The organism is Pseudoxanthomonas sp. (genome assembly GCF_002863005.1).
Lineage (GTDB): Bacteria > Pseudomonadota > Gammaproteobacteria > Xanthomonadales > Xanthomonadaceae > Pseudoxanthomonas_A.
In genome coordinates this window covers 15,020-29,716 of sequence record NZ_PKDG01000024.1, presented here as the reverse complement: position 1 = coordinate 29,716, position 14,697 = coordinate 15,020, and the positions used below count along the sequence as shown (strand labels likewise).

The 14,697-nt window shown below is 65.7% G+C and carries 9 protein-coding genes; 7 read left to right on the top strand and 2 right to left on the bottom strand.

The genetic code is table 11. The features are described from left to right. The first annotated feature begins 47 nt into the window (after positions 1-47). The 7 genes from CYU89_RS11665 (at position 48) to CYU89_RS11635 (ending at position 11,884) form a co-directional block, all read left to right on the top strand. Positions 48-3,050 carry a TonB-dependent receptor gene (locus tag CYU89_RS11665; RefSeq protein WP_296281203.1) on the top strand — a complete coding sequence of 1,001 codons (3,003 nt, stop codon included), beginning with the start codon at positions 48-50 and terminating at the stop codon, positions 3,048-3,050. Positions 3,051-3,170: 120 nt separating this feature from the next. Further along, positions 3,171-4,784: a glucoamylase family protein gene (locus CYU89_RS11660; protein ID WP_296281202.1), complete on the top strand. Its 1,614-nt coding sequence runs from the start codon at positions 3,171-3,173 to the stop codon at positions 4,782-4,784. Between the two features lie 81 nt (positions 4,785-4,865). Then, positions 4,866-6,146 carry a sugar ABC transporter substrate-binding protein gene (locus tag CYU89_RS11655; protein WP_296281201.1) on the top strand — a complete coding sequence of 427 codons (1,281 nt, stop codon included), beginning with the start codon at positions 4,866-4,868 and terminating at the stop codon, positions 6,144-6,146. Then, positions 6,143-7,027: a sugar ABC transporter permease gene (locus CYU89_RS11650; RefSeq protein ID WP_296281200.1), complete on the top strand. Its 885-nt coding sequence runs from the start codon at positions 6,143-6,145 to the stop codon at positions 7,025-7,027. Before CYU89_RS11655 ends, CYU89_RS11650 begins: the two co-directional genes overlap by 4 nt. Beyond that, positions 7,024-7,845 (top strand): carbohydrate ABC transporter permease, encoded by an 822-nt coding sequence (locus CYU89_RS11645; protein WP_296281199.1) that lies wholly within the window; start codon positions 7,024-7,026, stop codon positions 7,843-7,845. The genes CYU89_RS11650 and CYU89_RS11645 overlap by 4 nt, the downstream gene beginning before the upstream one ends. Before the next feature lie 99 nt (positions 7,846-7,944). Then, positions 7,945-11,079 carry a discoidin domain-containing protein gene (locus CYU89_RS11640; protein ID WP_296281279.1) on the top strand — a complete coding sequence of 1,045 codons (3,135 nt, stop codon included), beginning with the start codon at positions 7,945-7,947 and terminating at the stop codon, positions 11,077-11,079. Positions 11,080-11,221: 142 nt separating this feature from the next. Next, entirely contained in the window at positions 11,222-11,884 is a 663-nt protein-coding gene (locus CYU89_RS11635) for a hypothetical protein (protein ID WP_296281198.1), read from the top strand. A 117-nt stretch (positions 11,885-12,001) separates the two neighbouring features. Here the strand turns inward: CYU89_RS11635 and CYU89_RS11630 are convergent, their stop codons facing one another. Further along, positions 12,002-12,661 (bottom strand): bifunctional 4-hydroxy-2-oxoglutarate aldolase/2-dehydro-3-deoxy-phosphogluconate aldolase, encoded by a 660-nt coding sequence (locus tag CYU89_RS11630; protein ID WP_296281196.1) that lies wholly within the window; start codon positions 12,659-12,661, stop codon positions 12,002-12,004. Positions 12,662-12,784: 123 nt separating this feature from the next. After that, complete coding sequence (gene edd / locus CYU89_RS11625) at positions 12,785-14,695, bottom strand: phosphogluconate dehydratase (protein WP_296281194.1); 1,911 nt, start codon at positions 14,693-14,695, stop codon at positions 12,785-12,787. Positions 14,696-14,697: the final 2 nt, after the last annotated feature.

The following is a 14,697-nucleotide window of genomic DNA, read 5'->3' as shown; positions in this document are numbered from 1 at the left end:
CGGCATGAGTGTCGCAAACGCTGTACCCATCCTGGAGGGGAGACCGCATGAAGCATCACGGCCGCAACACGTTCCAACTCAATCGCAAACTGTTGTCCTGCGCACTGGCGAGTTGCCTGGCGATGGCGGCACCCCATGCGCTTGCGCAGTCGACGTCCGCCACGCTGCGAGGCGCGGTTGCCAGCGATGCCACCGTCACCGTGATCAACGTGGATACCGGTCTCACCCGCAGTGCGAAGGCGACCAATGGCAGCTACAACATCGGTGGTTTGCCGCCCGGTGCGTACCGCATCGAGGTGACGGCCGGCGGGCAGACCAGCAGCCGTGCGGTGACGTTGGCGGTCGGCCAGACGGCAACCTTGAATCTTGAGGGATCCGCCGCCCAGGCGCCCGCCGGCGACGCCACCACGCTCGATACGGTTCGCGTGACCGCGCCGATGCTGGTGGAGACAAAGACGTCGGAGGTCGCGACCTACGTGTCCAACAAGCAGATCGAACTGCTGCCGCAGAATTCGCGCAATTTCCTCGCGTTTGCGGACACCGTGCCGGGCATGCTCTTCACCACGCCGCCGAGCGGGCAGGAGAGCCAACTTCGCAGTGGCGCGCAAGGCGCCAGCAACATCAATGTCTACATCGACGGCGTGGGCCAGAAGAACTACGTCACCCCGGGTGGCATCACCGGACAGGACGACAGTGAAGGCAATCCGTTCCCGCAACTCGCCATCGGCGAGTACAAGGTCATCACGTCGAACTACAAGGCCGAGTACGACCAGATCAGCAGTGCGGCGGTCACTGCCGTTACGAAGTCAGGCACCAACGAGTTCAGTGGAAGTTTCTTCTGGGATCGCACCAGCGAGAAATGGCAAAGTCCGACGCCCCAAGAGAAGCGTTTGGGGGCCGAAGCCATCGAGCGTGTGGAGCAGTATGGGCTTTCGGTCGGTGGCCCCCTGATTCGCGACAAGCTGCATTTCTTCGTTACTTACGAGGCGAAGGACATCCTCCGCCCTGCGCTCATGCTGCTGCCCACGGACGCTGCCGGCGCCAACCTGCCGTCGCAGATCCTTGCGCCGTACGACAATCTCTACAGCCGTCCCTTCAACCAGGATACCTACTTCGGAAAGTTGAGCTGGCAGGCAAGCGACAATCACCTGGTGGAGTTCTCGGCACGCCGGCGCGACGAAGTCGGTGTTTCGGGCATCGGTGGCGTCAACCTGCCCGAGGCCGGTACCGGCCTGGTCAACGATGAGACGCGTTACGACCTTCGATCGGTCTACTCGGCCGAGCGCTGGATGAATGACGCGCACATCACCTTCGAGGAATCGTCCTACAACCCCTCTCCGCTGGTGAATGCGCCCAGCAGCCGTTACACCATCGTCAACCCGCGTAATCCGAGCCAATTGGACCTGGTCGTGCTGAATGCCGGCGGCGGACCCAATTTCCAGGACAAAGGCCAGAAAGGCTGGTCGCTGCAGAATGACTTCACGTTCTACGGGTGGGAGGGACACACCCTCAAGGCCGGCATCAAGTACAAGCGGGTCGACCTGACGGCGTTCCAGCAGTTCCCGCCCTATCCGCGCTACTGGTACGACGTCAACGAAAGCCTGACGCAGCCATACCGCATCGAGTTCACGACAGCGCGTCTCGGTCGTGACCCGTTCGTGGAGTCCGCCAACAAGCAGTTCGGCATCTACCTGCAGGACGACTGGGCCGTCACCGACAAGCTGACACTCAACCTCGGCGTGCGCTGGGACTACGAAGAAATCCCGAGTTACACCGACTATCGCCTCGATCCCCGCATCGCCACCGCGTTGCGTGGCTGGACCAACATCCGCGATACCGACTACGACATCGAGGATTACATCAGCGATGGCAGCAATCGCAAGGACTTCAAGGGGGCCATCCAGCCACGCCTGGGCTTCTCCTATGACCTGACCGGCGATCAGCGTCATGTGATCTTCGGTGGTGCAGGCCGCGCGTACGACCGCAATCTGTTCGACTACATGGCGCGCGAATACTACGGCGGTGCGTTCACCACTTACAGCATCCGTTTCCCGACGCCACTGCATCCCTGTGCCGCCAGCGCCAGTTGCATTCCTTTCAATACCGCGTTGCTGACACAGGCAGGCCTGGACGCGTACAGCGCCGCCAATCCGACGGCGGGCGGCGAGGTCAATCTGCTCAATAACGATCTCAAGACCCCGTATTCCGACCAGTTCAGCCTGGGCATGCGCAACATCGTCTCGCTCTGGGGTCTCGACTGGAATACGTCGGTCACGCTGTCCCATATCCGCAGTCGCGACGGCATTTACTCCCATTTGGGCAACAGGCGTCCGAATGGAACGTTCCATGAGTTCGAGGCGCTGGGCCAGACATGGGGTGGGGTGCCGTTCGGCTTCGCCATCCCCGGTTACGGCAGTCTGATCCTCGGAGACAACGGCTTCGAGTACAACCTGAATTCGCTGCTGCTTTCCATCGACAAGCCGTATACGGCGGAATCGCCGTGGGGCTTCAATGCGGCATATACCTACAGCGATGCGGAAGAGAATCGCCCGAACGCATCGACTGGCGAGACCTATCTCTTCGACTACGCCTTCGCGAATGACCAGATGTACACCTCGACCGGCGTGCCGAAGCATCGCCTTGTCCTGAGCGGCATCTACTCGCCGGGCTGGGATGTCGTGTTCAGCGGCAAACTGGTGCTGGCAACACCGATTCCGAAATCCGGTACGAACTGCCTGAATTCGCTGCCTGCGCCTGCAGCCAATTATTTGTGCTTCTACGATCCGTATACGCCCAATGGCACCATCGGCTTCAAGCAGTTCGACTTTGCAGCCGAGAAGCGGTGGCATACCGGCACGGACCTGAGCTTCAAGGTCCGGGTCGATCTGATCAACGCGTTCAACTGGAGGAACTGGAATCAGTACGACGGCGCGTACGGTACGGGCAACGGTGGGCGCGGCCCGGTCAATCCGAACCTGGGTAACCGCACGGGCATCGAGATTTTCGAACCCACCCGCACCTTCAAGCTCTCCTTCGGCTTCGACTGGTAATACCCACCCGCCCTCGGGCGACGTCTTCGGGCGTCGCCTGACCGGCGGGTTTCTTCCACACACGTCTGTAAACGGTTACAACGGGAAATCGCTTTGAACAAGATCACCCCAGCCCCGCGCATGTCCTGGTTCATCGGCGTCGCGCTGACTCTGTTGATCGCCGGTTGCCAGAAAGCGCCAGAAGACAAGGCTGCGCCTGCACCGGCGGCGAAGCCGGCCGTGCCTGCTGTGGCGGCCAAGCCCGAGCCTCCGGCAAAGCCGGAATTGCCGCCGCTCTTCCGCGACATCGAACGCCGCACCTTCCAGTTCTTCTGGGACACCACCAACGAGGTGAACGGCCTCACGCCCGACCGTTACCCGTCGCGCCCGTTCGCCAGCATCGCGTCCATCGGCTATGCGCTGACCGCGTATCCGATCGGCATCGAAAACGGCTGGGTCAGCCGTACCCAGGCGGTGGACCGCACGCTGACGACGCTGAAGTTCCTGCGCGACGTGCCGCAGGGGCCGCAGAAGGAAGGGAAGGGCGGCCACAAGGGCTTCTACTACCACTTCCTCGACATGAACACCGGCGAGCGCTTCAACACCTGGGTGGAACTGTCCAGCGTCGACACCTCGCTGCTGCTGATGGGCGTGCTGTTCGCGCAGTCCTACTACGACCGCGACGACGCGCGCGAGAAGGAAATACGCGACATCGCCGACACGATCTACAAGCGCGTCGACTGGACCTTCCTGCAGAACAACAAGCCGCTGATCTCGATGGGGTGGTTCCCCGAGAGCGGCGTCATTCCGCATGACTGGAAGGGCTACAACGAGGCGATGATGGTGTACGTGCTGGCGATGGCATCGCCGACGCATCCGGTCGGTCCCGAGGCTTGGGAAGTGTGGACGCGCAGCTACAGCGAGCTGTGGGGCGTTTTCCAGGGCCAGGAATACCTGACGTTCGCGCCGCACTTCGGCCACCAGTACAGCCACGTCTGGATCGACTTCCGCGGCATCCAGGACGACTACATGCGCGAGCGTGGCATGGACTATTTCGAGAACAGCCGCCGCGCCACGTACGCACAGCGCGCTTACGCCATCGAAAACCCGATGAAGTGGAAGGACTACGGCGAGAACGTGTGGGGCCTGACCGCGTCCGATGGCCCGCAGCAGACACAGCAGGAGTACCGTGGCGAGCAGCGCTCGTTCCGCCATTACTCTGCCCGTGGCGCCGGCTTCCGCGAGAATTTCGACGACGGCACCATTGCGCCGACCGCGGCGATCGCCTCGTTGCCGTTCGCCCCGGAGATCGTCATTCCCGCGACCGAGGAAATGCATCGTCGCTACGGCGACTACCTGTACTCCAGCTACGGCTTCCTGGATTCGTTCAATCCGAGCTTCGACTACGACATCCCGCTGAAGACGGGGCGTATCGTCCCGGGCAAGGGCTGGGTGGCCAGCGACTACATCGGCATCGACCAGGGCCCCATCCTGGCGATGATCGCGAACTACCGGAACGACTTCGTCTGGAGCGTGATGAAGAAGAACCCCTACATCCGCGATGGCCTGAAGAAGGCCGGCTTCGAAGGGGGCTGGCTCGATGCGAAGACCGAGCAGGCCGCGGCCAGCGCCGCGACCGCGCCGACCGCTCCCCCCGATCTCGATGCCGCGGCGGCACGCGCACTGGGGACGGCGGAATCGCGCGCCAACCAGGCCGCACAGCCCGAGGCGGCGCGTCCGCAGCAGCCGGAGTAAGCTGCTCGCATGGATCGGCGTGCGCCAGCAAAGGTCTCTCCAGCACGCATCAGGGCCTTCTCCGGTGGAAGGAGGGCCCTGGTGCGCTGCTGTTCTTTCGTGATGCTGCTGTGCGCGCTGGCGATTGCGGGTTGTGCGCGCACGAACGACGACCGCACCGTCGTGCGCTTCTGGGTGATGGGGTATGAAGGCGAAGTCGTCGCACGGCTGCTGCCCGAGTTCGAACGCCAGCACCCGGATATCGACGTCGACCTGCAGATCGTGCCCTGGCTGTCGGCGCACGAGAAACTCCTGACCGCGTTCGCGGGCGAGTCGCTGCCCGACGTCAGCCCCATCGGCAACACCTGGATTCCCGAATTCGCGGCGCTCGGCGCGCTCGAGCCGCTCGACGACGAGATCGCGGCGACGCCTGGCTTCGACCAGCCGGACTTCTTTCCGGGTGTGTGGGATACGGGCGTGATCGACGGACGCGCGTATGCCGTGCCCTGGTACGTCGAGACGCGCCTGCCGTTCTACCGTCGCGACATGCTGGCTAAGGCCGGCGTGCGGACGTTACCCGCCAGTTGGGACGAATGGCGCGTCGCGATGCGGCAGGTCAAGCAGGTCGCAGGGCAGGGCAACTATTCGATCCTGCTGCCGCTCAACGAGTTCGAGCCACTGCTCAGCCTTGCCATCCAGCAGCCCGAGCCCTTGCTGCGCGACGATGGACGCTACGGCAATTTCCGCAGCGAAGGATTCAGGCAGTCGCTCGGGTTCTACAAGGAAATGTTCGACCAGCAGTGGGCGCCGGTCGTCACCAACAACCAGATCTCCAACGTCTGGGACGAGTTCGGCAAGGGGTTCTACTCGTTCTACATCTCCGGTCCCTGGAACATCGCCAAGTTCAAGGAGCGCCTGCCCGCCGCGCAGCAGGCGGACTGGGGGACGATGCCGCTGCCGGGGCCCCGTGGCCCGGGCGCATCGCTGGCCAATGGCACCAGCTTCGTCGTGTTCAGGGACTCGCCGAACAAGGACGCGGCGTGGACGCTGATCGCGTGGTTGTCGTCGCCGGACGTGCAGGCCGAGTTCCACGCGCTGACCGGCGACCTGCCGCCGCGTCGTTCGCCGTGGCTCACGCCCGCACTGGCCGATGATCCCTATGCGAAAGCGTTCCGCGAGCAGCTGGAGCGTGCCGTGTCCACGCCGAAGGTGCCGGAGTGGGAGCGCATCGCCACGGAGATGCGCCTGGTGGGCGAGCAGGTCGCCAACGGCCGGCTGACCGTCGACCAGGCCGCGGAAGAACTCGACCGACGCGCCGACCGCATCCTCGAGAAGCGCCGCTGGATGCTGGACCAGGCGGGCAAGCCGGGGGCTGCGCCATGAGGTCCACGCACTCACTGGCCGGCTGGCTCTTTGCCGCCCCCGCGCTGACGGTCATCGTCGTGTTCTTCGGCCTGCCGGTGCTGGCGGCGCTGGCGCTCAGTCTCACCGACTTCGACATCTATGCGCTGGCCGACATCGGCAACCTCCGCTTCGTCGGTTTCGACAATTACGTGGGCCTGCTGCAGAACCCGATGTTCTGGAAGTCGCTGGGCAATACGGTGTACTTCGTGGTGGTCGGCGTTCCGCTATCCGTGGCGCTGTCGCTCGGCGCCGCGCTGTTGCTGCACTCGAAGCTCGGCCGCTTCAAGGGCTTCTTCCGGACTGCGTTCTTCGCACCGGTGGTCACCACCGTGGTCGCGGTCGCGGTGATCTGGCGCTATCTCTTCCACACCAAGTACGGCCTGGTGAACTGGGGGCTGTCGTGGGTGGGCATCGATCCGATCGACTGGCTCGGCGATCCCACCTGGGCTATGCCGACCATCATCCTGTTCGCCGTGTGGAAGAACTTCGGCTACAACATGATCATCTTCCTCGCCGGCCTGCAGAGCATTCCGGAAGACCTGTACGAAGCCGCGCGCATCGACGGTGCCTCGCGCTGGGCGCAGTTCCGCCACGTCACCCTGCCGCAGCTGGGGCCGGTGCTGCTGCTCGTCGGCATCCTGACCATGGCCGGGTATTTCCAGTTGTTCGCCGAGCCCTACGTGATGACGCAGGGCGGGCCGTTGGAGAGCACCAAGAGCGTGCTGTACCTGATGTACGAAGAAGGCTTCAAGTGGTGGAACCTGGGCAACGCGTCCGCGGTGGCGTTCCTGCTGTTCCTGCTGATGACGGCGGTGACCAGCGGGCTGCTGTGGTTCGCGCGCAGGCGGGGTGTCGAATGAACCAGCGCGTTGCCGCCGTCACCGTCAACGCGCTGCTGGTCGCGCTGGCGATCCTCAGCATCGGTCCACTGCTGTGGATGCTGTCGGTGTCCTTCATGCAGACCGGCGAGGCGGGGCACTTCCCGCCGCCGCTGCTGCCGTCGGCGCCGACGCTCGACAATTACCGCGAGCTGTTCGTGCGCGCGGGCATGGGCCGCTACCTGCTCAACAGCTTCATCGTGTCGACCAGCGTCATGCTGCTGTCGCTGCTGTTCAACACGATGGCCGGCTACGCGTTCGCGAAGCTGCGCTTCAAGGGTAGGGACCGTACCTTCCGTGCGCTGCTGGCGGCGCTGGTGATACCGGCGCAGGTGGCGATGATGCCGCTGTTCCTGCTGCTCAAGCAGATGGGCCTGGTGAATACCTACGCGGGCGCCATCGTCCCGGGCATGGCGGCGATCTTCGGCATTTTCCTGGTCCGTCAGTACGCACGCTCCATTCCGGATGAGCTGCTCGAAGCGGCCCGCATCGACGGAGCAGGCGAGGCGCGCATCTTCTTCCAGATCGTCCTGCCCGGACTGAAGCCGATCCTGGTGACGCTGGCGATCTTCAGTTTCCTGGGCGCATGGAACGACTTCATGTGGCCGTTGATCGTCCTGAGCGACGATGCCCTGCAGACGCTGCCGGTCGCGCTGGCCGGCCTGTCGCGCGAGCACGTGATGGATTACGAACTGATGATGGCCGGCTCCGTCGTGACCATCCTGCCGGTGCTGCTGCTGTTCCTCGCTTTGCAGCGTTACTACATACAGGGCCTGTTGCTGGGCAGTGTCAAAGGCTGATCCGAAGCGGGTCATTGTGGAGCTTGAATCACTATGAACATCGAACCGTCGTTTCCGCGCAAGCGGGAATCCCGTGATGTCGCTTTCTGCCGCGCGGCAATGGCGTGTAGCGTCCTGCTCGCAGGCGCCACGCCTGTCCTCGCCGCGCCGGACGGCGTGCGCGTCCTCGACGACTTCAGCGATCCGTCGACGTGGCGCGTGGTGACGTCCAACCAGGTCAGCGGCGCGCTGCGGCAGGTCGACGGCGCGGAAGGCAAGGCCCTGTGCCTCGACTACGATTTCAACGGGGTATCGGGACATGCCGGTATCCAGCGCGACCTGTCGATCGCGTATCCGCAGAACTACCGGTTCGATTTCCAATTGCGCGGCGATTCACCGCGAAACGACCTGCAGTTCAAGGTGGTCGATGCCAGTGGCGACAACGTCTGGTGGGTCAACCGGCCGAAGTACGACTACCCGACAGCGTGGACACCCGTGCGTTACAAGCAGCGCCACATCGACAAGGCGTGGGGTCCGGATCCGGACCGCGTGCTGCGCCGGAGCGAGACGCTCGAATTCACCGTCTACAACAACGTCGGCGGCAAGGGATCGGTCTGCTTCGACCAGCTGACGTTCCGGCCATTGCCGGTGGATGACGGTGCTCCGTTGACAGGCAAGGCCAGCGCCTCCGTTGCGTTTCCGGCCGGCGCTGCGGCGCTGGCCGTCGATGGCAAGGCGGATACCGCCTGGTCTGCGGACCTGCACGGACAAGAGGACCCCCAGCTGACGCTCGACCTCGGCACACTGCGCGAGTTCGGGGGCGTGGTGCTGCGGTGGAAGCCCGACCAGCACGCTTCGGATTATCTGGTGCAACTGTCGGACGATGGCGTGGACTGGCGCGATGTCCGCACCGTGGTCGGCGGCAATGGCGGCCGCGATTACCTCGCGCTGCCCGAGTCCGAAGCGCGCTACGTGCGGCTCACCGTGGGCGATGGGCCCGGCCGCTCGTTCGCACTCGCCGAGGTGGAAGTGAAGCCGCTGGCTTTCGCCGCGCATCCGAACGACCTGATCAAGGCGATGGCGGCCGACTCCCCGAAGGGCTGGTTCCCGCGCGGCTTCAGTGGCGAACAGCCGTACTGGACCATCGTCGGACTGGATGGCGGACGCGAGCAGGGCCTGATCGGCGAAGACGGTGCCATCGAGATCGCGAAGGGCGGCCTGAGTGTCGAGCCGTTCGTGCGGGTCGATGGGCGCTGGGTCGGCTGGTCGGACGTACAGGCGACGCCGTCGCTGCAGGACGGTTACCTGCCGATCCCGACGGTCGCCTGGCAACACGCGGACTTCGCGCTGTCGACCACGGCATTCGCTGCCGGCACGCCCGGCGACGCGCGTCTGGTCGCGCGCCATCGCCTGACCAATACCGGCAAAGCCCCTCGCGACTATGTGCTGGCGCTCGCCGTGCAGCCGTGGCAGGTCAATCCGCCCAGCCAGTTCCTCAACACGACCGGCGGCTTCAGTCCCATCAACGATCTCGCGATCCGCGATGGCGTGGTCAGCGTGAACGGGCGCGCCAGCCTGCGCTTCGCCAAGCCGGATGCGGCGCTGGCCTCGCGGTTCGATGAAGGGTTGGTGCGCGAACGTCTGGCATCGATGGACGCAGGCTTAGCCAGCGGCCTTGATGCGCAGGTGGCAGGAGAATCGACCGGACTCGCCTCCGCCGCGGTGTTGTACCGGATCACCTTGGCGCCGGGCGAAAGCCGCGATGTCGCGTGGGTCGCTCCGCTCGAAGGCACGCTACCCGCCCGGATCGACGCGGAACGCGACCAGCAGGCCATGGCGACCGTATGGCGCGGCAAGCTGGATGAAATGAAGCTGCAGGTCCCGGCCGAAGGCCAGGCCATCGCCGACACCCTGCGCACCGCGCTGGCCCACATGCTGATTTCGCGCATCGGTCCGCGCCTGCAGCCGGGTACGCGATCGTACTCGCGCAGCTGGATCCGCGATGGCGCGATGATTTCCGAGGGCCTGCTGCGCCTGGGCCGCCCGGAAGTGGTGAAGGAGTACGTCGAGTACTACGCGCCCTACCAGTTCGATAACGGCAAGGTGCCGTGCTGCGTGGACGACCGTGGCAGCGATCCCGTACCCGAGAACGACAGCCACGGCGAGCTGATCTTCAACATCGCCGAGTACTACCGCTATACCGGCGACAAGGTGTTCCTGAAGAAGATGTGGCCGCACGTGCAGGGCGCTTTCGCCTACATGGAAGAGCTGCGTCTAAGCGAGCGGACCGAGGCCAACCGTGCGGTGAATGCGGCGTTCTACGGGATGATGCCGGCCTCGATCAGCCACGAAGGCTACTCGGCCAAGCCGATGCATTCGTACTGGGACAATTTCTGGGCCCTCCGCGGCTACAAGGATGCCGTCGAGATCGCCGATGCGCTGGGCGACAGCGCGGCCTCGCGGCGCATGGCCGCCTCGCGCGACCAGTTCCGCGACGATCTCTACGCCTCGCTGCGGGCGGCGACCGCCCTGCACGGCATCGCGTATCTGCCGGGTGCGGCGGAGATCGGCGACTTCGACCCGACATCCACGACCATCGCGTTGGCGCCGGGTGGGGAGCAGGACGCGCTGCCGGCGGATCTGCTGCACGGCACGTTCGAGCGCTACTGGACCGAGTTCGTGCAGCGCCGGGACGGCAAGCGCGAATGGAAGGACTACACGCCGTACGAATGGCGCAACGTGGCGGCTTTCGTCCGGTTGGGCTGGCGCGAACGCGCATGGGACGTGCTGGACTTCTTCTTCAAGGACCGTGCGCCGCAGGCGTGGAACCAGTGGGCGGAGGTGGTGTCGCGTACGCCGCGCAAACCATTCTTCGTCGGCGACCTGCCGCATGCCTGGGTGGCGTCGGATTTCGTGCGCTCGGCGCTGGACATGTTCGCCTACACCCGCGAAGCAGACGACAGCCTGGTGCTGGCGGCCGGCGTGCCCACGGGCTGGCTGGACGGCGAGGGCATCGCCATCGATGGCCTGCGCACGCCCAGCGGTGTACTTGGCTACGCGCTGCGCAAGCAGGGGGATGAGGTCGTCCTCGATGCGAAGGCCGGGCTGAAGCTTCCGGCCGGCGGCCTGGTACTGCCCTGGCCTTACGAAGCCGCGCCTGGCGAGACGCGCATCAACGGCAAGCCCGCGCAGTGGAAGGACGGCGAGCTCCGCATCACCACGCTGCCGGCGAAGGTCAGCATCCGCACGCGCTGACCGTCTCGTAGAGCGGAGCTTGCTCCGCTGATCCGGCGTGCCCTGAACGCGGACCGGTCTTCCATCGCCGGGCCAGCCCCGCTCTACGTCATGGCGCGGGACGGAGTACATTGCGCGGCACGTTCCTTCCCCTCTCGCCGCGATGGTCGCCGACAGCCCGCGCATCCCGCTCTGGCCCTTGCCGCTGCTGTTGACGTTGCTGTTCGTGATGGCGGCGCACGTCGCCTACCTGCTGTCGATCCAGGGCGGCCATGTCCCGGCATGCGTGCCGTACATCGACGGCTGTGTGTCGATCAGTCGCGCTGCACGGCACGGTTGGGGCAATCACCTGTTCCAGTTGCTGGTGATCCCCTGCGCGGTGCTGCACGCGCTGGCGTGGTGGCTGGCCAGGCATTGGCTGCGTGGCGGTCGCGCCATGGTGGTGCTGGGCGTGATGTCGGCCATTGCACTGGCGGTGTACGCGACCTTCCTCGGCACCGAAGGCGAGGCGTATCGCTTCCTGCGGCGCTACGGCGTGGTGGTGTACTTCGGATTCGGCTACCTGGCGCAGCTGGCGTTGATGCGGCGTGCGGCCGCGACGAAAGCACTGCCTGCGGGCATCGTCGTGGCGATGTCGTGGATCTCGATCGCGATGCTCGGATTGGGCGTGGCGAACGTCGTGGCCGGGGTGGTGGTCGATGATCCGTCAGCCAAGGACCGCTGGGAGAACATTTTTGAGTGGTGGCTGGGGCTGCTGATGGTCGGCTGGCATGCGGTGCTGGCATACGGCTGGAAACGGCAAGGCCTGGCGCTGGAGCTGACATGACGCGATCCGATGCAGGAGCGGCATCAGTATGTTTCCGGCAGCGATGGCGTGACGGCGCACGCGTCTCACGGCACTTCACTTCTGCGGTCGCGACTTGCGTCGCTCCCACGGAAAAATTCAGCCGCCCCGAACCCGCTGTACGATACCGGCCGCCTTCGCCGAGCTCTCGGTGACCTTGTCCCACTCGCCGTTGTCCAGCCAGCCCTTCGGCACCATCCACGAGCCGCCGATGCAGACGACGTTCGGCTGCGACAGGTAGTCGGCCGCGGTGTCCTCGGTGATGCCGCCGGTGGGGCACATCTTCAGCTCCGACAGCGGTCCGGCCAGACCCTTCAGCATGGCCAGGCCGCCGACCGCGGTGGCCGGGAAGAGCTTGCAGACGCGGAAGCCGCGCGCCATCAGGGCCAGCAGCTCGGTGGGCGTGGCCGCGCCCGGGACCACCGGAATGTCGGCGGCGGCCAGCGCATCGGCGAGCGCCGGCGGCGTACCCGGCGTGACCAGGAAGTCGGCGCCCGCATCGATGGACTGCTGCATCTGCTCGGTCGTCAGCACCGTGCCGGCACCGATCACGATGTCCGGAAGTTCCTTCTTCAACATCGCCAGCGCGTCCATCGCCACCGGCGTGCGCAGCGTCAGCTCGATCGCGGGCAGGCCGCCCTTCAACAGCGCTTCGGACACCTTGCGCGCTTCATCCAGGGTGTGGACGGTGACGACCGGCAGGATGCCGGCGGCGCGGAGGAGGGATTCGGCTTTCTGCTGGCGGGCTTCGATGGTCATGGGGGCAAGTGTGGCGATTCGTGTTGTGGGAGCGACGTGAGTCGCGATCGACGTCAGGTGGAAGCTTCGCGACTTACGTCGCTCCCACGGAAATGATGTCCGGAAGAAGAGCCTGATTCGACGTCACGCATCCTTGGCTTCGTGGGGTGCCTCCGCGGCGTGCGCGGCGTCGCCCAGTTCGTACTCAGCGTCGTATTCCCAGGTGCCATCGTGGTACGGCAGGCCACAGGAGATCGACATCGCGCCGCGGTCGGCCGGCGTGACCACGTCGCGGCTGACCGCGAAGAGGTTGCGGCCCAGGTCCAGCGCCGCGGGCGACGTGTTCGGTGCGATCTCGCGTGCCGCCCATTCCGCGGCGTCGACCAGCGCTTCCAGCGTGCCGGCTTCGGCATCGAGCCGGATGATGTCGCCTTCGCGCAGCTTGGCCAGCGGACCGCCGCGCGCGGCTTCCGGGGTCAGGTGGATCGCGGCGGGAATCTTGCCGGAAGCACCGGACAGCCGGCCGTCCGTCACCAGGGCCACGCGGCGGCCCTGGTTCTGTAGCAGGCCGAGCAACGGCGCCAGCGAATGCAGTTCCGGCATGCCGTTCGCGCGCGGGCCCTGATAGCGGACCACCGCGACGAAGTCCTGCGGCAGTACACCGGCGGCGTGCAGCTTGTTGAGCGCACGCGGATCGTCGACGACAACGGCCGGCGCTTCGATGAAGCGGTATTCCGCCTTCACGGCCGAGGTCTTGATGAGCGAACGGCCCAGGTTGCCGCGCAGCAGGCGCAGGCCACCCTGTCCCTCGAACGCCCGCGAGACCGGGCGCACCACCTCTTCGTCCGCGCTCTGGGCGATGCCCGGCGCGTAGGCCAGCTTGCCGTCCTGCAGGCGGGGTTCATCGCAGAAGGCGCGCAGGCCTCCCGGCACGATGGTGGTGATGTCGTGCATCAGGCCGGCGTCGAGCAACTCGCGGAACACCAACTGGGTGCCGCCCGCCGCGGCGAACCGGTTCACGTCGGCTTCGCCGTTCGGATACACGCGCGCCAGCAAGGGCACGGTCTGTGCGATCACGTCCATGTCGTCCCACGTCAGCACGATGCCGGCCGACCGTGCCACGGCGATCCAGTGGATCGTGTGGTTGGTGGAACCGCCGGTCGCCATCAGTGCGGCCATGGCGTTGACGATGGCGCGTTCGTCGATCAGGCGTCCGATCGGTCGGTAGTCGTCGCCCAGCGCGGTGATCGCCAGCGCGCGCTCTGCGGCCGCGCGCGTCAGTACATCGCGCAGCGGCTGGTCGGGATTGACGAACGAGGTGCCCGGCAACTGCAGGCCCATCGCCTCCAGCAGCACCTGGTTGGAATTGGCGGTGCCGTAGAAGGTGCAGGTGCCCGCCGCGTGGTAGCTCGCGGCTTCGGCTTCCAGGAGTTCCTCGCGCGTGGCTTCGCCCGCGGCATAACGCTCGCGTACCGCGGCCTTTTCCTTGTTGGGGATGCCGGGCGACATCGGGCCGGCCGGCACGAACACCGCCGGCAGGTGGCCGAACGCCAGCGCGCCCATCAGCAGGCCGGGGACGATCTTGTCGCAGACGCCCAGGTACAGCGCGGCATCGAACATGTCGTGGCTCAGCGAGATCGCCGTGGCCTGCGCGATCACGTCGCGCGAGAACAGCGACAGCTCCATGCCCGGGCGACCCTGCGTCACGCCGTCGCACATCGCCGGCACGCCGCCGGCGACCTGCGCGGTCGCACCGAGGTCGCGCGCGGCCTGGCGGATCATCTCCGGGTAATGCTCGAACGGCTGGTGCGCCGACAGCATGTCGTTGTAAGCATTGATGATGCCGAGGTTCGGCGTCACGTCCGCGCGCAGGCGACCCTTGTCGGTGGGGCCGCAGGCAGCGAAAGCGTGCGCCAGGTTGCCGCAGCTCAGGCGCGCGCGTTGCGGGCCGTCGCGGTGGGCGGCGTCGATGCCGTCGAGGTAGGCACGGCGCAACGGGGCGCTGCGCTGGCGGATGCGTTCGGTGACTTCCTGGATGCGGGGGTGCAGGCTCATGG